This is a genomic window from Polynucleobacter sp. HIN6 (assembly GCF_030297575.1).
Classification (GTDB): Bacteria; Pseudomonadota; Gammaproteobacteria; order Burkholderiales; family Burkholderiaceae; genus Polynucleobacter.
In genome coordinates this window covers 640,906-666,639 of record NZ_AP028137.1, presented here as the reverse complement: position 1 = coordinate 666,639, position 25,734 = coordinate 640,906, and the positions used below count along the sequence as shown (strand labels likewise).

Below are 25,734 nucleotides of genomic sequence, written 5' to 3'. Positions count from 1 at the left end.
ATCTTTTCTTTAGGTTTACGTTTGATCTAGATCATTATTTTACGAGGCGGCTTTTAGTTGGGTTGACAGGTCAATAAAGTCTTTAGCATGGTAGGTAGTCCAGGACTCATGCCCAAGATCCGTCCGTACCACCCTCGGTCCAAATTCAGCAGGCCGCTCAATGAAGGCTGTTTGCAAGCCACAAGCATGCGCTGCCTCCAAATCGTCTTTATGGGCAGCAACTAGCATCACGTCCTGAGGTTCTAGATCAAAGGTTTGACAAACGCCCAGATAGGTCTCCGGATCGGGCTTGTAGTGCCGAAATACCTCGGCAGAGAGAATCAGATCCCAGGGTAAACCGCCGTTTTTTGCCATATTGGCAAGCAAACCTAAATTACCGTTTGACAGGGTAACGATCGTAAAGTCTTGTTTTAAAAGTGTTAAGCCTCGCACTGTATCTGGCCAAGGTTTTAACCGGTGCCATGCGAGATTGAGATGTTTCTTTTGCGCTTCGGTCAAATGATCGATTTTCTGATCCGCAAGGACTTGATCCAAGATCATCCGGTGCAGATCATCAATCCGAGTCCAGCCCAGCTCTCCACTACGCACTCTAGCCATAGCGGGCTTGTATCCCGATCGCCAGGCGCTTGCAAACGCGATGGGGTCCGCCTCGGGAATCAGTTGGGCAACCTCGGCCGCAATCGAGCCATGCCAATCGACCACGGTTCCAAATACATCAAAGGCTAATACGGTTGGTTTCATCTCTGAGTTTGGGTTTAGTTAGGATCATTCATAATAGACAAATCATTAGTCTGTCTGATACATTTAGTTGTATTTACCTTGTAAAACTCATCATGCCAATTATTACCAATATTGAAGATTTGCGCGTCCTCCATCAAAAGCGCACCCCTAAGATGTTCTATGACTATGCAGATTCCGGGTCCTGGACCGAATCTACTTACCGAGCCAACGAATCGGATTTTCAGAAGATTAAGTTACGCCAACGGGTGGCTGTCAATATGCAAAATCGCACCACCAAGACAACTATGGTCGGCCAAGAGGTTGCAATGCCGGTCGCGCTGGCACCCACCGGATTAACTGGAATGCAATACCCCGACGGTGAAATTTTAGCTGCGCAGGCTGCTGAGAAATTTGGCGTCCCCTTCTGCTTATCGACCATGAGTATTTGCTCCATTGAAGATGTGGCTGAGCGAACCACTAAACCATTTTGGTTCCAGCTCTACGTCATGAAAGATCGCGGTTTTATTGAACGTCTGATTGAGCGGGCCAAGGCGGCAAAATGTTCAGCCCTCGTGCTCACCCTGGACCTACAAATCTTAGGACAGCGTCATAAAGATATTAAAAATGGCTTAAGCGCCCCGCCCAAACTTACCATTCCTAACATCATCAATATGATGACCAAACCACGTTGGTGTATGGGCATGCTACAAACACCGCGTCGTACCTTTCGAAACATTGTTGGTCATGCCACGGGCGTTGGAAATATGTCTTCCCTGTCATCATGGACTGCGGAACAATTTGATCCCGGCCTTAATTGGGGAGACGTCGAGTGGATTAAGAAACACTGGGACGGCAAACTGATTATTAAGGGCATCTTGGATCCCGAGGACGCCCGTGCGGCCGTCGGATCAGGCGCCGATGCCATCGTGGTATCAAATCATGGCGGTCGACAGCTCGATGGAGCGATGTCGAGTATCCAGGCGCTTCCTCCAATTGTGGATGCGGTTGGTAAGGACATCGAGGTCTGGATGGATGGCGGAATTCGTTCCGGCCAGGATGTTCTTAAAGCGTGGGCTTTGGGTGCACGCGGTACGATGATTGGCCGCTCATTCCTCTATGGTCTTGGTGCCATGGGCGGCCCGGGTGTAACCAAATGTTTAGAGATTATTCATAAGGAGCTGGATCTCACGATGGCGTTTACTGGCCACCGTGATCTCCATAATGTCACCAACGATATTTTGGTGCCAGGTACTTACTAGCTTAATTCTTGGCGTTTGGGAAAAATAACTGCTCGCCGCCTACCTTGTAGCTGGCAATCATATCTTGTCCCTCTTTTGAGGTAATCCAATCGATAAATGCTTGGCCTTCGGCTTTCTTCACTTTGGGATGTTTAGCCGAGCTCACCAGCATCACACCATACTGATTAAAGAGCTTGGGATCGCCTTGCACCAAAATCGTTAGATCGCCACGGTTCTTAAAGCTGAGCCAAGTTGCGCGGTCCGACAAAATATAAGCATTCATACCGGATGCGGTATTTAATGCAGGGCCCATCCCCGAGCCAGTTTCTTTATACCAAGGCAGATTGGGAGAAACTGCAATATCTGCGCCCTTCCAATAGCGTAACTCAGCAGCATGGGTACCGCTCTTATCACCGCGCGATACAAAAGTCGACTTACTGTCAGCAATTTTCTTAAGTGCTGCTTGAATATCATTACCACCAGCGACTTTCGCTGGATCAGCCTTGGGGCCAATGAGAATAAAGTCGTTATACATTACTTCAATGCGTTTGTCGGCAAATCCCTCGGCAACGAATTTCTCTTCAGCAACCTTGTCGTGAACCATCACCACATCAGCGTCACCGCGACGGCCAATGTCAAGAGCCTGTCCAGTTCCCACCGCAACTACTTTCACCTGAATCCCGGTCCTCTTCTCAAAGGGCGGCAGGATGTGGCCAAATAAACCCGATTGTTCGGTCGAGGTCGTTGAAGATAGGACGATGCTCTTTTGTGCATACGCAGCGGTGGACAACAAGAAAGAGAGGGTCAGTATCGAAATGATGGAACGTAGATTTTTCATGATGATGAATTGTTGGTTGAAAACGTTTTATCATCAAGAGATCAGTTTAAATAATCAATATGCAAAAATATTCATATGAAGCTTGTAATCCAACCCACCCTGCTCCTGAAAACCCCAAACTACCATCAGCACACCCTCGATCTAACGCATATTGGTAATTTATTACGCAGCGTAGATCAGGGGCGTACTCTAGCTGCGGCAGCAAAGGATCTGAATGTGTCCTATCGCACGGTCTGGAATGAGTTGCAAGAGGCTGAGCGGGAATTAGGTTGCCAGCTCTTAGAACGAATTAAGGGACATGGCTCCAAAATTACTCCTGCCGGGCAATTGCTGATTCACTCTCTAGAGCGCTTAGATTTGCAGCTATCTAGCGAGGCTCAACGTTTAGCAAGCGACATTAGTGAAAAACTCTCCAATCATCTCAATAAGACATTTGATCGATATATCTTTTGCAGCAGCAACGATCCTCTAATTGAGCAGATTCATTCAAAATTTGATGAGATTGAATATAAGACCATGGGGTCCGGACATGCATTGGATCGCCTCATGGAGAATAAAGCGACGATTGCCGGTTTTCATGTATCCGATGCAAGAGAGTTCAAAGCCATCGAGGATCACCTGCGACGCGCCGGTCTTATCACCATTCCCTTAATGCAGCGCGTCCAAGGACTTTTATTGGCAAAAGGCAACCCCCTCAAGATTCATTCGATTCGAGATCTTGCTCGACCCGAGGTGCGAATGATTAACCGACAGAAAGGTGCGGGTACACGCCTTCTTCTGGATCGGCTTTTGGAGCGCGAAGGCCTTAAAACAAAGCAAATCAAAGGTTATGGACACGAAGAGTTTACCCATAGCGCCGTTGCGACCAGTATTTTGGCAGAACAAGCCGATGTCGGCATTGGCCTGCAGCACATCGCCAAAGAATATAAGTTGCACTTTATTCCTCTAGAGACTGAAACGTTTTATCTAGCCATAAAACCGGAGTTCAGGCGGAATAAGACCTTAATCGCCTTTGTTAAGGCTGTCCAGAATCGCTCCAATAAAACGCCGGGGTATAAAGCGGTTAAATAAATTGGGTTGATTTAATAAATCAGCGGAATTAGTTTTTTAGTGCGCTGCCGATAGTCTTGATAGTTCGGAAACTTTTCTAGTAGCCACTCCTCTTCTTTGCGGGACTTCAGATCAAAAAAGATGAGTAGCGCAACTGCAACGGCAAGGGTATACCAACTTTGCAAGGTCGCTGCCCAACCAAAGCCTAAGATAATGACCCCAAAATAGATTGGATGGCGAACCAGCTTATAAATCCCTGTCTGGATCAGCTCGCCATTGCGCTTCGGTTTAGGCATTGGGGTGAGATTGGGCCCCAAGGCAATCGCGGCCCAAAGCGCAATACCTAAGCCCAAATAAAAAAGAGCTCTTCCAGCCAGCCATAGGGGGTAATAAATAGTTTCTGGCTTACCGAAGAGATCAGCGGGACCAAAGAATAAGGCGATCAATAAAATTGCTTGAATGAATACGTAGATTTCGCCACGATCTTGTTTGGTTTTACTCATTTAGGCCTCAAGCTCTCTTAGGTATTGAAAAATCTCGCGATAGGCCTTTGGGGGCTTATTGGCCTCCCGCTCCTTCTTCGCATTTCGGATTAGAGTACGAATATTCTGAATATCCAAAGTCGGATACTGAGCAATGAGCTCTTGTAGCGCCTCATCATTTTGCAATAGGCGCTCACGCAGTCGCTCTAAGCGATGCAACTTTGCAGTTTCGACTCGACCAGGTCCCTCAATCACCTCAAGCTGCTTCTTGATGGCTGCAATATCCTCATCCGATAAGGCCCGCATCCGCTTACCAAGGTATTGCTTATGGCGCCGAATCCCCTCAAATGAGCGAACGCGTGAGGTTTCTGCAATCGCATCTCGCAAGTCTTCATCGATTGGAATTGACCTTAAGGCATCACTTGGAAGTGCGCTTAAAGCCTCAGCCAATTTTTGGCGATCGGCCATTTGGCGTTTGAGCTCTGATTTACTCGGGGGCAAATCATCGTCGGCGCTTAAAAGATCAAATTCGGGCATATATCCATTCTACTGAATGGTTTAATCCGATTAAAATCAAGGATTATTGATTGACCTCCCTTGTGCATTCATGGAATACCAAGACTATTACAAAATACTCGGCCTTGAGCGGGATGCAACGCCTGATCAAATTAAACAGGCCTATCGTAAGCTAGCTCGCAAATACCATCCCGACGTAAGCAAAGAGCCCGATGCTGAAAAGCGCTTTAAGGAAATTGGTGAGGCTTATGCCGTCTTAAAGGACCCTGAGAAAAAAGCAGCTTATGATCAGATGGGCAGCAACTGGTCGGGTGGTCAAGGGTTTAATCCCCCACCCAATTGGGACTCTGGTTACGAGTTTCGGGGCAATGGTTGGGGCGATAGTGCTAATCCTGACCACAGCGAGTTCTTCGAATCCATTTTTGGGCGTCGTGCTCAACAGGCCAATCAGCAAAGTGCACAGTTCAATATTCCGGGTGAAGATCACCACGCTAAGATCGAGATTGATTTAGTTGATTCGTATCTAGGTGCACAACGAAGCATCGGACTCAAAATGCCCGCACTGGATGATCAAGGCCATCTGCGCATGCAAGAGCGCACCTTAGAGGTCAAAATACCCAAGGGTATTCGAAGCGGTCAACATTTACGCCTCGCTGGTCAGGGAAGCCCAGGCTTTGGAAATGGCAAAGCGGGTGACCTCTATTTAGAGATTGTGATTAAGCCAAATGCCCTCTTTAAGGTCGATGGTAAAGATGTAACGGTTGAGTTAAACCTTGCCCCTTGGGAGGCGGCATTAGGAGCAACCGTAGACCTCCCCACTCCCACTGGCAAAGTTGAATTGAACATCCCGGCTAATACTATGGCAGGCAAGAAACTCCGCCTCAAAGGCAAGGGCATTCCGAGTCAAGAGCCAGGCGATCTTTATGCAAGTGTTCGACTGGTTACCCCACCAGCGAGCACTGATTCAGATAAAGAAGCTTACCAAGCAATGGCAAAGTCATTTGCTGCATTTAATCCACGTGCAAACGGTTAGGAGTAATCGATATGAGTACAAATCGTTCAGTATTACTAGAGGGTGTGGTGGTTGAAGAGCAGCTGCATTTGACTGTGACTGAAATCTGCCAAGCTTGCTCGATCAGTCATACGCATATTGAAGAATGGGTCGCCGAGGGAGTTCTTCAACCGCAAGGCTCAAACCAGAGCGAATGGCGTTTTACGGGCCACTCTTTGCGCCGTGCCAAGATTGCTAGCCGTCTAGTCCGAGACCTGGAGGTAAATACTCCAGGGGTTGCTTTAGCGCTTGACCTCCTAGAAGAGATCGAAGCGCTACGCAAACAACTCAATCAATCGTAGTTACTGAAGAGCCTCTTGAGCCGCAAGAATACCGCTGCCTTTGAGTTTGATGCCAAAACGGTTCATACCCATTTCGCATCCGCTGATGGCGGCAAGCAAGGACAACTCGTTGCAGTCGCCCAAATGTCCAATACGGAACAATTGACCTTTTACCTTACCCAAGCCAGTACCAAGGGACAAGTTATAGCGTTCAAAGATTAATTTACGCAAGGCATCGGCATCCACACCCTCTGGGGTACGCACGCCGGTCAATACTGGCGAGTAAACCGCAGGATCTTTGCACTGAACTTCCAATCCCCAGGCCTCAACTGCCGCACGGCAAGCCTTGGCAAGGCGCTGATGGCGAGCAAATACATTGTCCATACCTTCATTCAAAATCATCTCAATCGCCTCATGCAAGCCATAGAGTAAGTTGGTTGCAGGCGTTGAAGGCCAATAACCCGTCTTATTGGACTCCAGAATTTCATCCCAAGCCCAATAGGCTTTAGGTAGGGTGGCACGCTTACTGGCTTCTAACGCTTTCGGTGAAATCGCATTAAATCCGATACCCGGTGGGAGCATCAAGCCCTTTTGCGAACCGCTTACGGTTACATCAACACCCCACTCGTCATGACGAAAATCAGCTGAGGCTAGGCCTGAGATCGTATCGACCATTAAAAGCGCAGGATGCTTTGCCGCATCAATGGCTTTGCGCACCGCGGCGATATTGGAAGTAACGCCCGTTGAGGTCTCGTTATGAACCACACAGACCGCCTTAATTTGATGACCAGTATCTGCCTTAAGACGCTCTTCAATTTTGGCCGCATCAACCCCGTGACGCCAACCTTCGGCACCAGGCAAGCCAATGAACTCCGTTTTAATACCTAAACGTTGGGCCAACTTGTTCCAAAGGGTTGCAAAATGACCAGTCTCGTACATCAGGACGAGATCACCAGGTGAAAGAGTATTTACGAGAGCACCCTCCCATGCACCAGTTCCTGAACTTGGATAAATGATCACTGGATGCTTGGTCTTGAAGATGGTTTGCATACCAGCCAGTAATTGAAGACCTAACTCACCGAACTCGGGGCCGCGATGATCAATGGTTTGATAGCTAATTGCACGCAAGATTCTGGATGGGACTGGACTGGGTCCTGGAATATGTAAAAAATGTCTACCGGATGGATGTTGGTCAAGTTTTAGCATAATTTGTCTATCGTTGTCGTTATAAATGGCAATTACTTAAAAAAGTAAAGCCCCATTTATACCAGTTTCAGGGCTCACTTGCCTTGACCTGTTTGGGATATTCTCTACTCGACCAATTGGATGCGATAGCCTGTCAAGCCAAGCTGACACTTGCCATACTGAATTAGACTCTTGTTTATTTCATGATTCTTAATAGGGGCTTTTGATGGCTTATGTAACAGTAATTGGAACTGGCACCATGGCAACGGGCATTGCGGCTGGCTTCTTGGGGGCAGATGTCCCCGTGGTGGTTTTAGGTCGTACCCAAGAAAAGGCACAACAATGCTTAGAGGATGCGATCGCCTTATGCTCATCGGACAAACGGAGTGCTGCAGGGTCATCTCGCGCCGGCGAAATTGATACATGGAGCGACTGGACTGACTGTCGCTGGATTGTGGAAACAATTATTGAGGATTTGCCAACCAAGCAAGCCTTATTTCATTCTTTAGACCAACGTGTTCCACAAGAGATACCGATTGGGAGCAATAGCTCCGCCTACCCAATTAGCAAAATCGCACAGGGTTTGAAAACAGCCCATCGCATGATGGGGGCCCATTACTTTATGCCCGCTGAACTGGTGCCCCTAGTCGAAATCGTATTGGGTGAGAAAACCGATCCAAGGATTGCGGATGCAGTGTATGCCTTTTATCAATCCATTGATAAGAAGCCAGTTTTGGTCAGGCAAGATATTCCAGGATTTTTAGCCAATCGCATCCAGCATGCCTTAATGCGGGAAGCGCTCTACTTAATCGATCGCGGTGTTGCAACGCCGGAGGATGTGGATGATGCGGTCCGCTACAGCTTTGGATTTCGGTATGCTGCGGTCGGACCCATCACTCAAAAAGAATTATCGGGTTGGGATGTCAATTGCAATGCCGCCAAGGAGATCTATCCTGCGCTTTGCAATGACACTGCGATGCCAGAATCGATTCTGAATATGGTTAAGAGTGGCAAAACGGGAACCAAAAGTCTTGCTGGCTTTTGGTCGTGGACCCCTGAAAAAGTAAAGGCGCTAAAGGAGATTTACTCCAAGCGCCTTCAGGCTGCCTTTGCTGTCTTAAAGATCGAAAAGTAATTACTTTGCTGTGATCTTGTCCATCGCAGCTTCAAGATGCGTGATGGCGCGCTCAATATGAAGTAACTTCTCGAGACCAAATAATCCGATACGGAAGGTCCTAAACTCTGGGCCCTCGCCCACCTGCAATGGCACACCCGCTGCAGTTTGCAGGCCTACCTCCATAAACTTCTTACCAGACTGCATATCCGGATCGGTGGTGTAACTCACCACGACACACGGAGCTTGATAGCCTGTTGCGGCTACGCTTGGAAAGCCCTTAGCAACCATTAAGGCTCGAACTCTGGTGCCTAACTCAATCTGCTGCTGCTTGAGGTAATCAAATCCATGCGATTGGGTCTCTTTCATGGCGTTACGCAGGATCTTCAATGCATCGGTTGGCATGGTGGTGTGATACACATGCGCACCCTTCTCGTAGGTCTCCATAATCTGCAACCACTTCTTGAGATCAATTGAGAAGCTATTGCTTTGAGTATGCTCAATTTTTTGCCGAGCACGCTCGGAGAGACCAATCAAAGCGCAACATGGCGAGCTACTCCACCCTTTTTGCGGAGCGCTAATCAAGACGTCCACTTTGCTGGCTTTCATATCAACCCACATTGCACCAGAGGCAATGCAATCCAATACAAATAATCCATCAACGGATTCCACTGCGTCACCAATGGCCCTCAAATACTCGGGCGGCAGAATAATTCCGGCGGAGGTCTCGACATGCGGAGCAAATACGACGTCTGGCTTCTCTCTCTGAATAAAGGCGATAACCTCTTCGATCGGAGGGGGTGCATACGCACCTTGGGCAGTTTGTTCAACTTGGCGACCTTTGATGACATGAACATCTTGGGTGAACTGCTCAAGATCAAAAATTTGTGTCCAGCGATAGCTAAACCAGCCGTTACGAATAATTAGACATTTTTTACCAGGAGCAAACTGCCGTGCCACCGCCTCCATGCCATAGGTCCCGCTTCCAGGAACCACGACGGTGGAATGCGCTTTGTAAACATCCTTGAGAATTGCGGAAATATCAGTAATGACTTTTTTAAATTCCGCTGACATGTGATTTAAAGAACGATCGGTATAGACTACCGAGAATTCCAATAGACCATCCGGGTCTACATTGGGCAAAAGGCCTGGCATGCAAATTCCTTCGTATTTAGGCTAAATTAATGATTACTTGGTAAACCGTTATTCTAATTGTTTTGAACACCCAAGGCCGATATGACCGCCAAGCCTCAGATCCATGAAGAACAGACTCTGAAAGAGACCTTGTATCGGGTTATTTTTGAGTCCGATACCCGCGCTGGCCGACTCTTTGACCGGATTTTGATCTTTGTCATTCTGGTCTCGATTTTGGTGGTAGTGCTTGATAGTGTGCAGAGCATATCAGCCAAGTTTCACTCGATCCTCTTTGCCTTGGAGTGGTTTTTTACCTTCATCTTCACCGTTGAATACCTTGCGCGCCTCTACTGTGCTCCCGATCGACGCAAGTATGCGCTGAGCTTTTTTGGAATCATTGATCTCATCGCATTTTTACCAACCTACCTAGCGCTATTCTTCCCGGAGTTGCATTCACTGATTGATGTTCGGGTTCTACGTCTTTTACGCATATTCCGGATCTTCAAGCTCACGAGTTTCTTGGTCGAGTACAACCATCTAGCAAATGCCCTAGCCGCTAGTCGACGCAAAATTATGGTGTTTTTGTCGGTCGTGCTAATGGTCGTGATGGTAATGGGCACACTCATGTATGTGGTTGAGGGTCCACAAAATGGATTCACCAGTATTCCAATTAGTATTTATTGGGCCATTACGACCATGACCACAGTTGGTTTTGGTGACATCACCCCACAAACGGATTTGGGTAAATTGATTGCATCAACCATGATGCTGATGGGCTGGGGCACCTTAGCAGTTCCCACTGGAATTGTTACGAGTGAAATGGCGCTACGGCGCCATCGGCCAGATCTAGATCCGCGCACCTGTCCAAACTGCTTAGCCGATGATCTCAATGCCACCGATAAATACTGTCGCGCATGCGGTGTTGAGCTTCCCGCCGATCACCATAAGTGATTGACGGATTTATCCCGTATTTCGTAAGCCCGATGCAATGCCATTGATGGATAAGTGGATGCCCCGCTTAACCCGCTCATCGCTTTGCCCAGCACGATAGCGTCTGACCAGCTCAACCTGAATGTGGTGCAAGGGGTCGATGTAAGGAAAGCGATGGCGTATGGACCGGGCTAAGATTGGGTTATTGGCAAGGCGTTGCTTCTCCCCCGTGATTTGCACAAGTGCATCAATGGTCTTATCCCACTCCTCGCACATGGCTGCAAAGATCTTTTTGCGTAAGCGCGAATCCGTAACCAGCTCACTGTAAAGAGCAGCCAAATCAAGATCTGCTTTGGATAAAGCCATATCCATATTCGATAAGAGGGTTCGAAAGAATGGCCACTGACGATACATCCGTTTTAATAGAGCCAAGTTCGCAGCGCGCTCTTTCGGCTTGACGTCATGTAATAACTCGTAAATGGCAGATCCAAAACCAAACCAACCGGGGAGCGTTAGGCGGCATTGGCCCCAACTAAATCCCCATGGGATGGCTCGAAGATCCTCGATGCGCTGCGTCGCTTTACGGGATGCTGGTCGTGAACCAATATTGAGCTCGGCGATCTCACGAATCGGCGTAGCTTGGAAAAAGTATTCAGCGAAGCCCTCGGTCTCATAGATCAAGCGGCGGTAGGCCCGCATACTGGACTCTGAAATCTGGGCAGCCGTTTTAAGGAACAAGGGTGTTGCGGGCTTGGTAGGCTGCAAGAGTGTTGCCTCAAGAGTTGCCGCAATTAATGCCTCTAAATTTTGTCGACCGATTGCTGGGTTCGCGTATTTAGAACCAATCACCTCCCCCTGCTCCGTCAAGCGAATTTGACCTCGAACTGTTCCTGGTGGCTGCGCCAGAATGGCTTCATAACTTGGGCCGCCACCACGCCCTACTGTTCCACCGCGCCCATGAAATAAGCGCAGCTGAATATTGTGACTATTGGCTAAGCGCTCAAAGAGCTCCACCAGGGCAATCTCAGCACAATACAGCTCCCAGTTGCTGGTGAAGATCCCGCCATCTTTATTACTATCGGAATAGCCCAACATAATGTCTTGCTCGGCACCCGACCGTTTCACTAAATTGGCAATACCTGGCAAGGCATAGAAGTCACGCATGATGGGTGCTGCATTGCGAAGATCTTCAATGGTTTCAAATAAGGGTACGGTGATGAGATCAATCCGCGCCTTAGAATCTAAGGTACCGCGCATCAGACCAAGTTCCTTTTGCAGTAGCATCACCTCTAGCAAATCGCTGACGGTCTCGGTATGACTAATGATGTAGTGGCGGATCGCATCTGCACCAAAACGCTCACGTAGACGTTTAGCAAGGGCAAAAATGGCAAGCTCACTCATCGTGTGTAGGGAATACTCTGCGCCAACCACCTGCAGTGGCCGTGCTTCATTGAGTAAGCGGATTAATAATGCCTGCTTAGCAGCCTCATCTAAACCTCGGTAGTTGTCCTCAATCTTGGCGACAGACAGCAACTCTTGCAATACCTCTTCATGCTGGTCTGAGCTCTGGCGCAAGTCCACGGTCGCCAAGTGAAAACCAAATACTTCAACAGCACGGATGAGCGCCCTTAAACGCTGATTAATGAGTGCCTCCGCAGAATGGGAGCGCAAGGATCCTTCAATCACTTGCAAGTCGTCCAAGAATTCTCTTGCGCTTTGATAGGGATTTTGGGGTGGGACGGCGTGTCGCGCTGCATCGCCCCCGGTTAAGTCTTTGAGTGTGGCAGCGAGTCGCGAGTAAATACCGGTTAAGGCTCGGCGGTAGGGCTCATCCATGCGATGCTCATTCTCATCGGGGGAGCGATTCGCTAAGGCTTGCATGGCCTTTGGAAAGCCCACCAAGAATGCCGACAGAGAGAGCTCCGTGCCCAGATAATGCACTTCGGTTAAGTAATGACGCAATATCATCTCGGCCTGCCGTTTTAGGGCATATTCCAAGGTTTGGGCACTAACATTAGGGTTGCCGTCCCGATCGCCGCCGGTCCATTGACCCATTCGTAAAAAGGATGCGATATGCGGTTGCCCAAGACGGTCCTCTAGTTCAGCGTAGAGCTTGGGGATCTCCCGTAAAAAAGTAGCCTCGTAGTAACTCAAGGCATTTTCAATTTCGTCAGCAACCTTCAGTTTGGTATAGCGTAATAAACGGGTTTGCCATAACTGAATCACGCGTGCCTTGATTTGTAATTCATTGTCGGCAAGCTCACGCTCACATAACCGATCTTTTTTGAGCTGATATGCTTTTGCTCGATCTTTAATCTGATCCCGATTTAGTAATAATTGTGCGATGCTGCGCTCTGCATCCAAAATACTTTTGCGTTGCACCTCAGTTGGGTGAGCGGTCAGTACGGGTGATAAATAACTATCAGTAAGGGTTTTAACAATGGTTGCTTTACTAATACCAGCCGCATGAATTCGTTCTAAGGCTAAATCAATACTACCGGGCTGCTGGCTGGCAATACGTTCTTGGGCGGCTTGACGTCGCAATTGATGGCGATCCTCCGCCAGATTTGCCAAATGACTAAAGTAGGTAAAGGCTCGAATAACCTTGACTGCATCATCGGCACTCAATCCCTTTAAAAGCTTCTTAAGCTCTTTATTGGCATTCTCATCACCATGGCGATGAAACCGGACCGATAAGACCCGAATCTGCTCAATCAAATTGAATATTGCAACGCCCTCTTGTTCCCGAATCACATCCCCTAAAATGCGCCCAAGTAGACGAATATCGTCAACCAAGGCCGAGTCGGGGTCTTGCTTTCGGGTAGAAGATCGACTGGCCAATGCCTTACACCGCCATCAGCGCTTCTGCCGCATTGAGCATTTGTACGGAGTAGCCCCATTCGTTGTCGTACCACGCCAGGACCTTGACCAACTTGCCATCGCTCGAGACGCGCGTTTGTGAAGCATCATAAATACTGGGTCGGGGATCATGATTAAAGTCGATCGATACCAGCGGTAAGGTATTAAAGCCCAAAATGCCTTTGAGCTCATGCTCACTGGCCGCCTTCAGTATTTGATGAACTTCATCCACAGAGGTGGGACGCTTGGCAATAAAGGTGAGGTCAACGACCGAGACATTAATGGTAGGTACGCGCATCGCAAAACCATCAAAGCGGCCGGCAAGCTCTGGTAGCACTAAACCAACTGCTTTTGCAGCACCGGTTTTGGTGGGAATCATACTGCTCACGGCTGAGCGTGCTCGACGCTTATCCTTGTGATAGACATCAGTGAGTACTTGATCGTTGGTAAATGCATGAATCGTGGTCATGAGGCCAGATTCAATCCCAATCTTCTCAAGTAAGGGCTTGACCAGTGGTGCCAAGCAATTGGTGGTGCAGCTCGCATTGGAGACCACCACATCCGTGGGTTTTAAGACCTTCTCATTAACGCCATACACAATCGTGGCATCGACATCCTTTTCACCGGGGGCCGAGATTAATACCTTCTTGGCGCCCTGCTGAATATGGACCATCGCTTTTTCTTTCGAGGTGAACTTACCAGAACACTCGAGTACCAGATCAACACCCTCTTTGCCCCATGGGGTTTCAAGGGGATTGCGGGTTGAGTACATCCGAATCCGATCGCCATTGACCACCATGTAATCACCGTCAACGCTTACTGTTCCCGGAAAACGACCGTGGGCGGAGTCATATTGGGTGAGATGTGCGTTGATATCAATATCGCCCATCGCATTAATGGCGACGATTTGGATATCACGTTTTTTATTCTGTAACATCGCCTCCTCGTAGAGAGCGCGCAATACCATCCGGCCAATCCGGCCATATCCATTAATTGCAACTCGGATCGTCATGTTTTCCTCTTTATTCCTTTTACTCAATCATTACTGCACAACAGCTTTTAACTCTCCCTTGGCGTAGCGCGCTGCCATCTTCTCCAAGGGAATCACTTTAATCTTGCTCGCTTGCCCAGCGCATCCAAAGGATTTGAAGCGCGCCTCGCAAATTCCCTTAGCGGCTGCTGTAGCAACCTTGAGAAAAGCGCGAGGATCAAATTCTTCTGGGTGTTCTGAGAAAAACTTGCGGATTGCTCCGGTCATCGCCAAACGAATATCGGTGTCGATATTAATTTTGCGCACGCCGTGCTTAATTCCTTCAACGATCTCTTCTACTGGCACACCATAGGTCTCTTTAATAGTGCCGCCATGTTCACGAATAATCGCCAACCACTCTTGCGGCACGCTCGATGATCCATGCATCACTAAATGCGTATTCGGAATCCGCTGATTGATGGCCTTAATGCGATCGATTGCCAAAATATCGCCGGTGGGTGGTCTGGTGAACTTATACGCACCATGACTGGTGCCAATCGCAATGGCCAGCGCATCCACCTGAGTTTGAGCAACAAACTCGGCTGCCTCGTCTGGATCTGTGAGTAGCTGAGAATGATCAAGCACGCCCTCTGCACCACTGCCATCCTCATCACCCGCTTGTCCAGTTTCTAATGAGCCTAAGCAACCCAACTCGCCTTCTACTGAGACGCCCACGGCATGTGCCATATCGACCACCCGGCGGGTCACATCGACGTTATAAGCAAAGTCAGCAGGGGTCTTGGCGTCTTCTTTCAGTGAACCATCCATCATCACACTAGAAAAGCCGCTACGGATCGATGCCTGGCAGACTGCCGGGGAGGCACCGTGATCCTGATGCATGCAAATTGGAATATGAGGGTACTGCTCAACCGCTGCGAGTACTAGCATCCGCAGGAATGGCTCACCAGCATATTTACGCGCGCCTGCTGAAGCCTGCAAAATCACAGGGCTATCGACCTGATCAGCGGCCTGCATGATGGCATGGATCTGTTCCATGTTATTGACATTGAATGCTGGCAGTCCGTAATGATGCTCAGCGGCGTGATCTAAAAGCTGTCTTAATGAAATTAATGCCATTTTTTCCTCTAGGACAAAACAAGTTCAACAATACGGTCAACGGTAACACCTAAGGCTTGATAAACCGCTGGTGCAGGCGCCGATTCTCCGAACCGATTAATGCCAATCACAGCGCCACCTAAACCAACGTATTTCCACCATAGATCGCCCTGCCCAGCTTCAATCGCGATCCGGCGAACGCCCTTCGGCAAGACCTCGTCTTGCCACTCGCGAGACTGACGATCAAAGACTGACGTACATGGCATGGATACCACGCGTACCGACTTGCCTTTGGTACGTAAGAGTGCTTGGGCTTGTATCGCTAGACTTACCTCGGAGCCGGTTGCAATCAGAACTGCCTCAGGATTAGGAGAGTCTGATAAGACATAAGCACCCTTTAATACCTGGGTTTCCGTGATCGCCTGGGTAAGCTGGGGTAAATTTTGGCGAGATAAAAAGAGTGCGCTGGGTCCATCGGTACGCTCAATCGCTGCAGTCCAAGCGACGGCAGTTTCAAATCCGTCGCAAGGGCGCCAGAGGTCGAGGTTTGGGATCAATCGCAAGCTGGCTGCATGTTCAATCGGTTGGTGGGTTGGCCCATCCTCACCCAGACCAATCGAGTCGTGCGTGAGCACATAAATGACACGCTGGTGCATCAGAGCACTCATACGCATGGCATTACGGGCGTAATCCGAGAACACTGCGAAGGTGCCGCCATAAGGAATGAAGCCTTTATGCAAGGCAATGCCATTCATGATGGCACTCATACCGAATTCACGCACGCCATAGGATAGGTAGTTTGCTACTTGTTCAGGCTTTTGATGCCAGGTGATGCTGGCTTTCACAGCAGTTAAGTTGGAACCGGTGAGATCAGCAGAACCACCTAATAGCTCAGGTAGAGCTGGGACCAAAACCTCCAAAACCTGTTGCGATGACTTGCGACTCGCTGTCGGCGCTTCGATCGCTTTCATGCTCGTAAAGAGTTGGGACTTGGTATTGGCCCAACCCTCAGGGAATTTTTCATCAATACGACGCAGTAACTCTTTGGCGAGCTCAGGGTACTCACGTTGATAGTTGGCAAACGCCGCATCCCAAGCAGCCTGTTTGGCCTTACCTGCCACGATCGCACTCCATGCATCTTTAATCGATGCCGGAATTACAAACGGTGCGTGGGTCCACCCAAGTGCTTGACGGGTTGCTTGGGCTTCTTTCTCACCCAAAGGTGCGCCGTGCACATCATGGGTACCCGCCATATTTGGAGCTCCCCAACCAATCGTGGTCTTGCAAATAATCAAGCTTGGGCGCTTGGATTCATTCTTTGCTTTCTGAATGGCTTGTGAGATTGCATTGCTATCGTGACCATCAATGGGACCAATTACATTCCAGCCATAGGCCTCAAAACGCTTGGCAGTATCGTCCCGAAACCAGCCGTCGACATGCCCGTCAATTGAGATGCCGTTGTCGTCATAAAAGCAAATGAGTTTATTTAAGCCCCAGACGCCTGCCAGTGAGCAGGCCTCATGGCTCACGCCCTCCATGAGGCAACCATCTCCCAAGAAGGTATAAGTGTGGTGATGAATGATGGAGTGGCCGGGGCGGTTAAAGCGCTTTGCAAGAAGTGATTCTGCTAAGGCCATGCCCACCGCATTCGCAAGGCCCTGACCAAGGGGGCCAGTAGTGGTTTCGACTCCGGGCGTAATACCAACTTCGGGGTGTCCGGCGGTGATGCTATGCAACTGTCGGAACTTCTGAATATCGTCAATGCTGACGGCATAGCCGGTGAGATGCAATAAAGCATAGATCAGCATTGATCCATGGCCATTGGAAAGGACAAATCGATCCCGATTAATCCATGCTGGATCGGCAGGATTATGGTGGAGATGATCGCGCCATAAGACCTCAGCAATGTCGGCCATGCCCATCGGTGCGCCCGGATGACCCGACTTCGATTTTTCAACGGCATCGATGGCCAAAAAGCGAATGGCGTTGGCCAGTTCGCGACGATTAAGTGATGTTGTACTCATATCCATGCTTGTTATTAGTGTTACGCACGATCATGTTCGCGGTGATACTCCTCAATACGCTCTACTTCATTTTTAGATCCCAAAATGACGGGGATTCGTTGATGAATACTCTCCGGTTGAACATCCAAGATACGTTGACGTCCAGTAGAACCCAAGCCGCCGGCCTGCTCCACCACAAATGTCATCGGGTTCGCTTCATACATCAGACGCAAGCGCCCTGGTTTACTCGGATCCTTTGTGTCTTTGGGATACATAAAGACTCCACCGCGCATCAAGATTCGGTGAACATCCGCCACCATACTCGCAATCCAACGCATATTAAAGTCACGTCCTCGCACACTGGTTTTACCTTGCTTGCATTCGCTGATATAGCGACTCACAGGCGGCTCCCAGAAGCGCTCATTGCTGGCGTTGATGGCAAATTCACTGGTATCGGCAGGGACTTGAATCCCTGGGTGCGTCAATATGAATTCGCCAGATGCTGCATCAAAAGTAAAGCCATGTGTACCGTGCCCCAAACTAAAGACCAACATGGTTGCCGGTCCATAGATTGCATACCCTGCTGCAATCTGCTGGCGACCCGTTCGCAGGTAATCGCCCACTGTCAGCGTGGCGTTCGGGGTTGCGGATAATATTGAAAAGATGGTTCCGACCGAGACATTGACGTCAATATTCGATGAACCATCAAGTGGATCAAATAAGCATAGGAAGGATCCACCCTTGGGATTACTCAGTGGCTCATCATTCTCTTCAGATGCAATTCCAGCCACGAGATTGCCGGATCGAAAGGTCTGAATCAAAATCTCATCGGAGAGAACGTCTAATTTCTTTTGGGTCTCGCCCTGAACATTTTGACTCTCTAAACTGCCCAATACGCCAGCAAGCGCTCCTTGGGAGGTTAATAAAGCGATTTCTTGAACAGCTTTGGCAATTTCTAATACGAGCGAACCAAGATCAGGGTGGAGTGATAGGTGCTGAGCCGATTGCTGGCTTAAATACTCTGAAAGCGTGGTTCTCCCTGCTGGCATGGTGGCGGGTCTTTAAACTCATTAATCAAAACTCTATTTTCTCAGATATTGAGACCCGGGCCCCGATTTTTAGCTGAGGCCTACTTTATGCCTTTTTGAGCCTTGTACTTGGCAATTTCAACTTTTAGCTCGCGATACTCCTCGCACGGCAAGAAGCAGGCCTTATTGAGTCGGGCAAGCATCTGTTCGGCTCCAGCTAAATCATTTTTCATTAAAAATAACTCACCGTAGTACTCCAGGGCGCCACGATGTTTTGGATCAATCTTCAGGGCCGCCTGATAGTAACGCTCCGCAGCAGCTAAATCCGGCGGGGTCTTTTTGCGTTGCGCATAACCGACCAAATTGTTCCAATCCGCCGAGTTGGGCTGATTGGCTGCCAGTAATGTTTTGATGGCAGCATCGTATTGATTGGCCTTAATCTCTTTTTGGGCTTCCGCTTGCCAAGATGGAGCCGACTCGCTTAGTCCAGTATCGGCAGCGAATGCTCCTAATCCAAAGACGATCGAGAAAATTGAAAATAGGGAAATAGCAAACCGTTTGATCGCCATGATGAACTCTCCGATTGAAAAGTCATTATGATCCAAGTCCATCAAAATTGCTGAGCAGAATTTCTCCGGCTAAGATGGTGCCTATGAAGAAGCTTCGTAACTACCTCTTTTTGATCCCTTACCTGATTGCAGTGGGTATCGGCCTGAAATTTGGCTACGATTTTGGCATGCAAATTAGTGGTCCGATCATGGCCGTGACTACCGCCCTTCTGGGAGCGGTATTTTGCTCGATCATCGTGGAATCGTTTTTGGGTAAAAAACGCAAAGGCGATTCCTAAGTAATACTTACTTACGGCGATTCATATTCCGAATGGTGACCATGGCGCCAATCGCAACAATCAAAATTGCAACAACATAACCTGCTTCCATCGCTTTCTCCTTAATTAAGAACTACGACCCATGCCGCCTGAACTTGTTTGCAGGGGTTGCGGCATTCCCCGTTGCCTCATTAATGGGGCCATCGCAACAATCGTTACTATTAAAAGCGCGATCTCAATTGCATACACAGCAATGTATCCCGTGCTTGGGTCAACGAGAGTAGCACCAAAGTAACCGTTCATCGCAAAGTAATTAACAAGATCACGAATTACTCCGCCAAGGGCCATTGCAATCCCTGCCCCCGTGGCCTGCACAGCACCCCAGGCACCTAGAGCCAATCCGCGTTGCTCCGGCGGCGCAAGATTCATGGTGGCTGTTAATGTGCCATGACCAAATAAGCCGCCTCCAAACCCAATCAGGAAGACCCCGAAGCTAAATAATGATGCAGAGGCTAAAGGGGCCGCAAGAATAACCGCCACAAAAGCGGGTAAGCCAAGTAGCGCGCCTATACTAGCCATCCGAAATGGATCCGCCCCTCGACTGAGCACACGCGATGCCAGTCCAAACCCGATTAAGCCCCCCATTGCTAAGGTTGCAGTCAAGAACGTCGTTGAGCTAACGCTGAGTTTCAGAATCTCGCCACCATAGGGCTCTAACAGAACGTCCTCCATAGTGAACGCCATGGTTCCCAAACCAACCGCGGTTAAACGACGAATCGCATGATCGCCTTTACAAAAGAGTTCCCAGGATTGCTTAAACGTTGGCTGATCGGGATTCTTGAAGCGTCGATTTCGATCGCGGGTCTCCTGCTTCCACAGGGCAATTACATTCAAAATCATCGTGGTGATTGCGCAGCCTTGAATCACCTGAATCAGACGACCCGGTGAAAAATCCTTTAAGACTGCTGCAAATACAAAAGCGCTCACAATCATTCCGAGGAGCAACATCACATACATGAGTCCAACCACTTTGGGTTGCGATTCTTGTGGCGCTAAGTCGGTCGCCAACGCCAATCCAACGGTCTGGGTAATGTGAATCCCAGCACCCACTAACAAGAATGCCAGCGCAGCAGAGGCCTGTCCAATCCAAGCTGGGGCATCTGCCGACTGACCGCCGCCAGATAGAACCAGTAAGGCAAATGGCATGATGGCAAGACCACCAAACTGCACAAGTGTTCCCATCCAAATATAGGGAACGCGTCGCCACCCTAGCTCAGAGCGATGGGTGTCAGAACGAAAACCAATCAAGGCACGAAATGGTGCAAACACCAGTGGCAAAGAAACCATCATCGCCACTAAAGAGGCGGGTACCCCAAGCTCAACGATCATCACGCGATTGAGTGTGCCAATCAATAAGACCAAGGCCATGCCAACCGAAACTTGAAATAAGGAGAGTCGCAGAAGTCGCGAGAGGGGCAAATCGGGGGTTGCGGCGTCTGCAAATGGCAGAAACTTAGGACCGAGGCTGGTCCAGGATTGCACTAGTTTCTCGCTCAAGCGTTTCATGTATAGCTATCTCACCATCAGGATCAACCGGCGTCAAGACTCACTATCAAAATGCAAAAAGTCCGAGGCCCGCCGACCTCGGACTAGTGAAAAATTAAAGTACTTTACTTCTTCACTGCAGGTGCTGCAGGTGCTGCTGCTGCCGATGCCGAAGCGCTAGCTACTTTATCAGCATTGCCATTCAAAAATGCTTTAACCCACGTTGTATTGTTGAGGATCATTGTATGAACAGCAAACGAACCAACTGCGCAGGCGCCCAAGAATAGTGGGATCCCGACGGATGGTTTTACGACACACCACATTTTTCCGTAAATCATTTTTTTCTCCTTATTTCAGCCAAGGCGAATAAATGTACGCAAGCAAATGGGCAAGAGCTGCAATCATGCCAAAAAACTGCGTGCCTTGAATCAGATTACGGTGTAACTCTTCAGATTCAGCCTCCGTTAAGCCGGTGGGCCATACCTTGTTTGGGTCTGACATAGTTTTCTCCCTTTGAAAGACACCCTACTTCTCGTGCTCCACCCGCACGCGGGTTTTATGACACCCTCTGCCACAAAATCTTAATAACCTACTTTTCTTAAGTGTAATTCTAAATTTACATATATCTTTGTCAATAAAAATATACATATTTGGGTGTCAATATGCCTTTATATGGGAATAAGGATAAAAATATTCTTTTAAATCAATTAGTTAATAAAATAGAAAAAAGCCCCGAATTGGGGCTTTTGAGGGTCGTACAGGTGAAATCTAGATGTATTCGGCGACTTCAACCAGGTTTCCATCTGGATCCCTGAAATAGACCGACCGAATCGGCCCCAAAGCTCCCCGGCGCTGTACCGGACCTGTATCGATGGTTACGCCAACCTTTTGTAGGTGAGCAATGAAGTCATCCAGTGGAACTTTGGAGATCAAGCAAAAATCGCCAGCCCCAATCGTTGGCGCTTTTGCCTTGGTCGGGGTTTCGGTATTTTTGTCTTGCAGATTGATCTTGTATTGCCCAAACAACAAGGCATACCGTGGCTGTCCTTCGGGTCCTTTAAAGAACTCTCGCTCAAAACCGAGTGCCTTTTCATAAAACTGCGTAGTTTTCTCAATATCAGTCACCGTCAGTACGAGGTGATCGACACGGTCAATAAATAAAGTCATATCAATTCTCCTGATGATCTAACCGCCACCTCTACGAGTGTAAAGATCAAACCGCTCTAACAGTGCTTGAATTTGATGGTCGACAAGACCGGTAAATTTTAATTGAAGCTGAAGTTGAGGAATTCGGAGTAATGCAATTTGACGATCATTTTTTGTGAACCCAACCATCTGAATCAGTGGATTCTCAACATGAATCAATGTGATTCCATCAATTTCAAGTGAGCACCGTGGGTAATAACTGCCAAGAGCATCCGGAAGCCAGCGTTGCAGATCATGAGCTGTACAGCCCATCAAGCGCTCAAATTGCATTACCCGCCCGCAACGGGTGGGCACAGAGCAAGAGCATCATTTTCTTGAATAACCGTAGTAGCCCGTTGATCTGGAGCAACAAAATGACCATTTAGCAAAACTAAGTGTACTAACTGGTTGGGCAAATTTTGCATTTCAATCATCTGGGCAACGGTAATGCCCTCTGGCACATCTAATTGCACTTCATTCCTCTTAGCATGTTTTGGCAAATACGGAGAAAGGCTTGCAAAAAGTTTAAGGGTGACTTGCATCACTTAATTTTAAGAGACCCAGGCTGCTTGAGATTGCCCTTTGGCAAGATACGCAGCCATTATTTGGGTTGGATCCTCAAGTAATTTCTCTTTCCATTCCCCTAGGGCAACGCGGGTCTGAATCAACCCCCGCAGTGCTCCAATGTGGTCTGTGAGGCCCAAGCTTGTTGCGCCGATTAAACGATCTTGATCAAATTCCAGTCGAATGTACTGATATTGGTCAGGATTGGCTTTTTCAACGTATTCACCGCCCTCTACGCCAGCCCATTGACCGAATGAGCTAGAAATTAGGCCCAATGTATCAAGAACGTTTACCTGCAAAGCACCCCGGGTTTGTGCATTACCGCCTGCCATATTCGTTGCAGCAATCATGGCTTGATCTGCCGCATTCGGTTGAATGGCATTCACAATCGATTTGCCGGTACAGAAATCCGTTGATTCGGTAACATCACCAGCAGCATAAATATTGGGGTCCGAAGTTTGCATTCGATCATTGACCACAACTCCCGTATTAATTCCTAAATTAGCATCTTTTAGGAATTCAATATTGGGCTTTACGCCTGTGGCTGAAATCACCAAATCGACCTCAATGCGCTCGCCATTCGAAAGGCTCACTTGCAAACCAGAGCTTCCTTGAGAGATCGCCTCAACTTTAGTCTTTGTATGTACGGTAATACCTTTTTGTTCAACCCATTGCTTAATGAGTCCACCCGCCTTTTCGGTCATCATGCGTGGCACCATGCGATCACCCATCTCTACGACCGTCAGTTTGACACCTTGACTGGCAAGAGCCTCCAAAATAATGCAGCCAATAAACCCTGCGCCCATCTGGAGCACCCTGGCGCCTGGCTTTGCAATCTTTTGGATCGCACGAGCATCTTCTAGAGTCCAGCAGGGATGTACACCAGGCAAATCAATGCCTGGAATATTGGGGCGAATCGGTTTAGAACCTGTAGCAATGAGTAATCGATCGTAAGAAATGGCCTCACCTGAATCAAGGATGACGTGCTTCTTTGCGGCATCGACTTTTGTGGCGCGCGCTTTTTTAAGGTGAATCTTTAAATTTGCAAAATGGTGTGCATCTTTTCGCAGAAATGTTCCTTCTTCAGAAATATTTCCAACTAATAAATAAGGTATCGCCATGCGTGAGTACGGTGGAGAGTCCTCTGATCCAATCAGAATGATCGAATCATTTGGCCTTAGACGACGTATTTGCTCAGCAGCGATAACTCCCGCTGGGCCATTGCCCAGAATAACGTGATTCATCATCGATTAAAGACCTAAACGTTTGCGCGTTTCAGCGTTTAGACGACCTTCACTATCCCATCCGCGGACTTTGTAGTACTCGGGGAGCATTTTGTCAAGACCACTCACGGTGCCCTTACCAGGTCCTGTTTTTGCAGGCTCCGTCATCAAGCGCTTTGGTAAATTGTCGTCTTTACTCGTAAAGCCGGCGCGATTATTAAAGTCACGCTCCATGTTCCAAATGCGCTCACCAATCGTATTTAAATTTTCAACCGTAAACTCTTCACCGCAGGCTGCTTGCACCTGGGGTGCTACGTCAGCAAGCGTCCATGCAAAACTAGTAAATAAGCAAATACCTGCCGAGTCAAAAGCGGCCGTTGCGTCTTGAAATGCTTTGACCAACTCGGGCTTACCATTCGTTTCAGTAGGCTCGGTTTTGACAGGAATACCTAAGACCTCTGATGCAACCGTGTAACCCCGAAGATGGCAAGCACCTCGGTTAGAAGTTGCATAGGCTAAACCCATTCCTTGAACAACGCGCCCATCATAGGCAGGAAACTCTTGACCCTTCACACTCATGGATAAATCCGGCTGACCATATTTTTTGGTTAACTTTGCCGAACCAAGTCCAATCTCTTTTCCAAAGCCCTCGCCGTTTGCAGTAATTTCTGCAAAGTAGCAAAGCGCATTAGCTGAACCAAATGGGGCTTCAATGCCTAACTGTTCTTTTTTAAGCACTCCCATTTCGTACATTTCCATAACGGCACCAATCGTTGCGCCAAAACTAATGGGGTCCATGCCCTGTTCATTGCAAACCATATTGGCAAATTGCAAGGCCTCAAGATCATTCACACCATTAGCGGCACCAAGAGCCCATGCAGCTTCATACTCTAGGCCGCCCGAAGCATTGATGTATTGAGGACGGTTCTGAATCGAGAAATGTGTTTCATCGATCTTTGAAATCCGCCCACAAGCAATCGTGCAACCAAAACAGGCTTGATTGGTCACTAAATGGGCTTTACCATCTGTTTCACGCGGGGTGGCCATTGCTTCCGCCGAAATATCTTTAGCACCCTCGAATTGAACATCTTGATGATTGCGGGTTGGCAATGCCCCAACCTCATTAATCACATTCATCAGCACTTGCGTGCCATAGGTCGGCAATCCTTCTCCGGTCACCGCATGTCCAGCTAAAACAGCCTTCGCTGCCGCTGTCGCTTTCATAAAGCCTTTGGGGTCTTTCAAATTACCAACACCCTTAGTTCCCCGAACGGCAATCGCCTTCAGATTCTTACTCCCCATCACTGCGCCCACTCCAGAACGCCCTGCAGCTCTGTGTAAATCATTCACAACGGATGCAAATAAAACCTGATTCTCACCAGCCTTACCAATGCATGAAACACGAATTTGCGGATCTTGGTGTTTAGCTTTAATGCTTGGCTCTGTCTCCCAAACGGATTTGCCCCAAAGCGAACTTGCATCCAATAATTGCGCATCATCATCTTGAATAAACAAATACACCGGTTTGGGTGATTTACCTTCAAAAATAATCATGTCCCAACCAGCCATTTTGAGCTCTGCCCCCCAATATCCCCCGGAATTCGAGCAGGCAATGGCTCCAGTCAGTGGGCCTTTAGTCACGACGGTATAGCGCCCGCCGGTCGATGCCATGGTTCCGGTTAGTGGCCCTGTAGCCCAAATGATTTTGTTTTCGGAAGACAAAGGATCAACTTTAGGATCGATCTCCTCGACAAGATATTTGGAGGCTAGGCCACGCGAACCGAGATACTCTTTAGCCCACTCCATATTGAGTGGCTCAGACTGACAGGTTCCCTTGGTTAAATTGACACGAAGAATTTTTCCTGACCAAGACATA

27 protein-coding genes are annotated in these 25,734 nt (G+C 48.5%); 7 read left to right on the top strand and 20 right to left on the bottom strand.

Translation table 11 applies throughout. The features are described 5' to 3' along the window. Positions 1-39: 39 nt before the first annotated feature. Entirely contained in the window at positions 40-741 is a 702-nt protein-coding gene (locus QUE66_RS03420) for a haloacid dehalogenase type II (protein WP_286224450.1), read from the bottom strand. Positions 742-833: 92 nt separating this feature from the next. On the opposite strand from QUE66_RS03420, the gene QUE66_RS03415 reads away from it, so the two are divergent. Then, positions 834-1,979, top strand: coding sequence for an alpha-hydroxy acid oxidase (locus tag QUE66_RS03415; protein WP_286224449.1), 1,146 nt, complete (start codon positions 834-836; stop codon positions 1,977-1,979). Between the two features lies 1 nt (position 1,980). On the opposite strand, the gene QUE66_RS03410 is transcribed toward QUE66_RS03415, so the two are convergent. Beyond that, a complete protein-coding gene (locus QUE66_RS03410; protein ID WP_286224448.1) occupies positions 1,981-2,796 on the bottom strand; it encodes an ABC transporter substrate-binding protein in 816 nt (271 codons plus the stop codon). Positions 2,797-2,871: 75 nt separating this feature from the next. Between QUE66_RS03410 and QUE66_RS03405 the strand changes: the two genes are divergently transcribed. Then, positions 2,872-3,867, top strand: coding sequence for a substrate-binding domain-containing protein (locus QUE66_RS03405; protein ID WP_286224447.1), 996 nt, complete (start codon positions 2,872-2,874; stop codon positions 3,865-3,867). Positions 3,868-3,878: 11 nt separating this feature from the next. On the opposite strand, the gene QUE66_RS03400 is transcribed toward QUE66_RS03405, so the two are convergent. Together QUE66_RS03400 and yjgA are read right to left on the bottom strand one after the other, a co-directional pair. Next, positions 3,879-4,349, bottom strand: coding sequence for a methyltransferase family protein (locus tag QUE66_RS03400; protein ID WP_286224446.1), 471 nt, complete (start codon positions 4,347-4,349; stop codon positions 3,879-3,881). After that, on the bottom strand, positions 4,350-4,865 hold the full coding sequence (gene yjgA, locus QUE66_RS03395; RefSeq protein ID WP_286224445.1) for a ribosome biogenesis factor YjgA: 516 nt from the start codon (positions 4,863-4,865) through the stop codon (positions 4,350-4,352). 70 nt (positions 4,866-4,935) lie between these two features. Between yjgA and QUE66_RS03390 the strand changes: the two genes are divergently transcribed. Both QUE66_RS03390 and QUE66_RS03385 read left to right on the top strand, forming a co-directional pair. Further along, on the top strand, positions 4,936-5,877 hold the full coding sequence (locus tag QUE66_RS03390; protein ID WP_286224720.1) for a DnaJ C-terminal domain-containing protein: 942 nt from the start codon (positions 4,936-4,938) through the stop codon (positions 5,875-5,877). An 11-nt stretch (positions 5,878-5,888) separates the two neighbouring features. Continuing rightward, complete coding sequence (locus QUE66_RS03385; RefSeq protein ID WP_286224444.1) at positions 5,889-6,197, top strand: chaperone modulator CbpM; 309 nt, start codon at positions 5,889-5,891, stop codon at positions 6,195-6,197. On the opposite strand, the gene QUE66_RS03380 is transcribed toward QUE66_RS03385, so the two are convergent. Beyond that, on the bottom strand, positions 6,198-7,382 hold the full coding sequence (locus tag QUE66_RS03380; protein WP_286224443.1) for a pyridoxal-phosphate-dependent aminotransferase family protein: 1,185 nt from the start codon (positions 7,380-7,382) through the stop codon (positions 6,198-6,200). Between the two features lie 205 nt (positions 7,383-7,587). Here QUE66_RS03380 and QUE66_RS03375 point away from each other — a divergent pair, with 205 nt between their 5' ends. Further along, positions 7,588-8,496: a 3-hydroxyacyl-CoA dehydrogenase family protein gene (locus tag QUE66_RS03375; RefSeq protein ID WP_286224442.1), complete on the top strand. Its 909-nt coding sequence runs from the start codon at positions 7,588-7,590 to the stop codon at positions 8,494-8,496. On the opposite strand, the gene QUE66_RS03370 is transcribed toward QUE66_RS03375, so the two are convergent. After that, the gene (locus tag QUE66_RS03370; RefSeq protein ID WP_286224441.1) at positions 8,497-9,630 is read right to left on the bottom strand and encodes an alanine--glyoxylate aminotransferase family protein; all 1,134 of its coding nucleotides are present in this window, start codon (positions 9,628-9,630) and stop codon (positions 8,497-8,499) included. 81 nt (positions 9,631-9,711) lie between these two features. Here QUE66_RS03370 and QUE66_RS03365 point away from each other — a divergent pair, with 81 nt between their 5' ends. After that, positions 9,712-10,560: an ion transporter gene (locus tag QUE66_RS03365; RefSeq protein ID WP_286224440.1), complete on the top strand. Its 849-nt coding sequence runs from the start codon at positions 9,712-9,714 to the stop codon at positions 10,558-10,560. 9 nt (positions 10,561-10,569) lie between these two features. Here the strand turns inward: QUE66_RS03365 and ppc are convergent, their stop codons facing one another. From ppc to QUE66_RS03335, 6 genes are all read right to left on the bottom strand, one after another. After that, positions 10,570-13,380 (bottom strand): phosphoenolpyruvate carboxylase, encoded by a 2,811-nt coding sequence (ppc, locus tag QUE66_RS03360; protein ID WP_286224439.1) that lies wholly within the window; start codon positions 13,378-13,380, stop codon positions 10,570-10,572. 4 nt (positions 13,381-13,384) lie between these two features. Then, a complete protein-coding gene (gap, locus tag QUE66_RS03355; RefSeq protein WP_286224438.1) occupies positions 13,385-14,410 on the bottom strand; it encodes a type I glyceraldehyde-3-phosphate dehydrogenase in 1,026 nt (341 codons plus the stop codon). 30 nt (positions 14,411-14,440) lie between these two features. Continuing rightward, a complete protein-coding gene (gene fba, locus QUE66_RS03350) occupies positions 14,441-15,505 on the bottom strand; it encodes a class II fructose-bisphosphate aldolase (protein WP_286224437.1) in 1,065 nt (354 codons plus the stop codon). Positions 15,506-15,513: 8 nt separating this feature from the next. Beyond that, positions 15,514-17,508, bottom strand: a complete 1,995-nt coding sequence (gene tkt / locus QUE66_RS03345) for a transketolase (RefSeq protein ID WP_286224436.1) — start codon at positions 17,506-17,508, stop codon at positions 15,514-15,516. 20 nt (positions 17,509-17,528) lie between these two features. Then, positions 17,529-18,536 (bottom strand): class 1 fructose-bisphosphatase, encoded by a 1,008-nt coding sequence (locus QUE66_RS03340; RefSeq protein WP_286224435.1) that lies wholly within the window; start codon positions 18,534-18,536, stop codon positions 17,529-17,531. Positions 18,537-18,616: 80 nt separating this feature from the next. Then, complete coding sequence (locus QUE66_RS03335) at positions 18,617-19,084, bottom strand: tetratricopeptide repeat protein (protein ID WP_286224434.1); 468 nt, start codon at positions 19,082-19,084, stop codon at positions 18,617-18,619. Between the two features lie 83 nt (positions 19,085-19,167). On the opposite strand from QUE66_RS03335, the gene QUE66_RS03330 reads away from it, so the two are divergent. After that, complete coding sequence (locus tag QUE66_RS03330; protein ID WP_286224433.1) at positions 19,168-19,362, top strand: hypothetical protein; 195 nt, start codon at positions 19,168-19,170, stop codon at positions 19,360-19,362. Positions 19,363-19,467: 105 nt separating this feature from the next. Here QUE66_RS03330 and QUE66_RS03325 read toward each other — a convergent pair whose 3' ends face one another. The 8 genes from QUE66_RS03325 to QUE66_RS03290 all read right to left on the bottom strand — a co-directional run bounded on the left by QUE66_RS03325 (position 19,468) and on the right by QUE66_RS03290 (position 25,733). After that, positions 19,468-20,907 (bottom strand): PucC family protein, encoded by a 1,440-nt coding sequence (locus tag QUE66_RS03325; protein ID WP_286224432.1) that lies wholly within the window; start codon positions 20,905-20,907, stop codon positions 19,468-19,470. A gap of 104 nt (positions 20,908-21,011) precedes the next feature. Next, positions 21,012-21,224 (bottom strand): light-harvesting protein, encoded by a 213-nt coding sequence (locus tag QUE66_RS03320; protein ID WP_108508171.1) that lies wholly within the window; start codon positions 21,222-21,224, stop codon positions 21,012-21,014. Between the two features lie 10 nt (positions 21,225-21,234). Next, positions 21,235-21,387 (bottom strand): light-harvesting antenna LH1, beta subunit, encoded by a 153-nt coding sequence (gene pufB, locus QUE66_RS03315; RefSeq protein WP_108508170.1) that lies wholly within the window; start codon positions 21,385-21,387, stop codon positions 21,235-21,237. 267 nt (positions 21,388-21,654) lie between these two features. Further along, positions 21,655-22,053, bottom strand: a complete 399-nt coding sequence (locus QUE66_RS03310; RefSeq protein ID WP_286224431.1) for a VOC family protein — start codon at positions 22,051-22,053, stop codon at positions 21,655-21,657. Between the two features lie 18 nt (positions 22,054-22,071). Next, complete coding sequence (locus tag QUE66_RS03305) at positions 22,072-22,362, bottom strand: hypothetical protein (protein WP_286224430.1); 291 nt, start codon at positions 22,360-22,362, stop codon at positions 22,072-22,074. Beyond that, a complete protein-coding gene (thiS, locus tag QUE66_RS03300) occupies positions 22,362-22,613 on the bottom strand; it encodes a sulfur carrier protein ThiS (RefSeq protein ID WP_286224429.1) in 252 nt (83 codons plus the stop codon). Before thiS ends, QUE66_RS03305 begins: the two co-directional genes overlap by 1 nt. Positions 22,614-22,622: 9 nt before the next feature. After that, positions 22,623-23,879, bottom strand: coding sequence for an NAD(P)/FAD-dependent oxidoreductase (locus tag QUE66_RS03295; RefSeq protein WP_286224719.1), 1,257 nt, complete (start codon positions 23,877-23,879; stop codon positions 22,623-22,625). Positions 23,880-23,885: 6 nt separating this feature from the next. Continuing rightward, complete coding sequence (locus tag QUE66_RS03290; RefSeq protein WP_286224428.1) at positions 23,886-25,733, bottom strand: aldehyde ferredoxin oxidoreductase family protein; 1,848 nt, start codon at positions 25,731-25,733, stop codon at positions 23,886-23,888. Position 25,734 lies beyond the last annotated feature (1 nt).

Bases quoted from the DNA above. Each gene is read 5' to 3' on its own strand.
- pufB (WP_108508170.1), bottom strand. From the start codon at position 21,387: ATGTCAGACCCAAACAAGGTATGGCCCACCGGCTTAACGGAGGCTGAA.
- yjgA (WP_286224445.1), bottom strand. From the start codon at position 4,865: ATGCCCGAATTTGATCTTTTAAGCGCCGACGATGATTTGCCCCCGAGT.
- QUE66_RS03410 (WP_286224448.1), bottom strand. From the start codon at position 2,796: ATGAAAAATCTACGTTCCATCATTTCGATACTGACCCTCTCTTTCTTG.
- QUE66_RS03405 (WP_286224447.1), top strand. From the start codon at position 2,872: ATGAAGCTTGTAATCCAACCCACCCTGCTCCTGAAAACCCCAAACTAC.
- QUE66_RS03380 (WP_286224443.1), bottom strand. From the start codon at position 7,382: ATGCTAAAACTTGACCAACATCCATCCGGTAGACATTTTTTACATATT.
- tkt (WP_286224436.1), bottom strand. From the start codon at position 17,508: ATGAGTACAACATCACTTAATCGTCGCGAACTGGCCAACGCCATTCGC.
- QUE66_RS03390 (WP_286224720.1), top strand. From the start codon at position 4,936: ATGGAATACCAAGACTATTACAAAATACTCGGCCTTGAGCGGGATGCA.
- QUE66_RS03295 (WP_286224719.1), bottom strand. From the start codon at position 23,879: ATGAATCACGTTATTCTGGGCAATGGCCCAGCGGGAGTTATCGCTGCT.
- QUE66_RS03335 (WP_286224434.1), bottom strand. From the start codon at position 19,084: ATGGCGATCAAACGGTTTGCTATTTCCCTATTTTCAATTTTCTCGATC.
- QUE66_RS03385 (WP_286224444.1), top strand. From the start codon at position 5,889: ATGAGTACAAATCGTTCAGTATTACTAGAGGGTGTGGTGGTTGAAGAG.
- QUE66_RS03415 (WP_286224449.1), top strand. From the start codon at position 834: ATGCCAATTATTACCAATATTGAAGATTTGCGCGTCCTCCATCAAAAG.
- QUE66_RS03365 (WP_286224440.1), top strand. From the start codon at position 9,712: ATGACCGCCAAGCCTCAGATCCATGAAGAACAGACTCTGAAAGAGACC.
- QUE66_RS03325 (WP_286224432.1), bottom strand. From the start codon at position 20,907: ATGAAACGCTTGAGCGAGAAACTAGTGCAATCCTGGACCAGCCTCGGT.
- fba (WP_286224437.1), bottom strand. From the start codon at position 15,505: ATGGCATTAATTTCATTAAGACAGCTTTTAGATCACGCCGCTGAGCAT.
- QUE66_RS03420 (WP_286224450.1), bottom strand. From the start codon at position 741: ATGAAACCAACCGTATTAGCCTTTGATGTATTTGGAACCGTGGTCGAT.
- QUE66_RS03290 (WP_286224428.1), bottom strand. From the start codon at position 25,733: ATGTCTTGGTCAGGAAAAATTCTTCGTGTCAATTTAACCAAGGGAACC.
- QUE66_RS03370 (WP_286224441.1), bottom strand. From the start codon at position 9,630: ATGCCAGGCCTTTTGCCCAATGTAGACCCGGATGGTCTATTGGAATTC.
- QUE66_RS03320 (WP_108508171.1), bottom strand. From the start codon at position 21,224: ATGATTTACGGAAAAATGTGGTGTGTCGTAAAACCATCCGTCGGGATC.
- QUE66_RS03330 (WP_286224433.1), top strand. From the start codon at position 19,168: ATGAAGAAGCTTCGTAACTACCTCTTTTTGATCCCTTACCTGATTGCA.
- QUE66_RS03305 (WP_286224430.1), bottom strand. From the start codon at position 22,362: ATGCAATTTGAGCGCTTGATGGGCTGTACAGCTCATGATCTGCAACGC.
- gap (WP_286224438.1), bottom strand. From the start codon at position 14,410: ATGACGATCCGAGTTGCAATTAATGGATATGGCCGGATTGGCCGGATG.
- QUE66_RS03375 (WP_286224442.1), top strand. From the start codon at position 7,588: ATGGCTTATGTAACAGTAATTGGAACTGGCACCATGGCAACGGGCATT.
- thiS (WP_286224429.1), bottom strand. From the start codon at position 22,613: ATGCAAGTCACCCTTAAACTTTTTGCAAGCCTTTCTCCGTATTTGCCA.
- QUE66_RS03340 (WP_286224435.1), bottom strand. From the start codon at position 18,536: ATGCCAGCAGGGAGAACCACGCTTTCAGAGTATTTAAGCCAGCAATCG.
- QUE66_RS03310 (WP_286224431.1), bottom strand. From the start codon at position 22,053: ATGACTTTATTTATTGACCGTGTCGATCACCTCGTACTGACGGTGACT.
- QUE66_RS03400 (WP_286224446.1), bottom strand. From the start codon at position 4,349: ATGAGTAAAACCAAACAAGATCGTGGCGAAATCTACGTATTCATTCAA.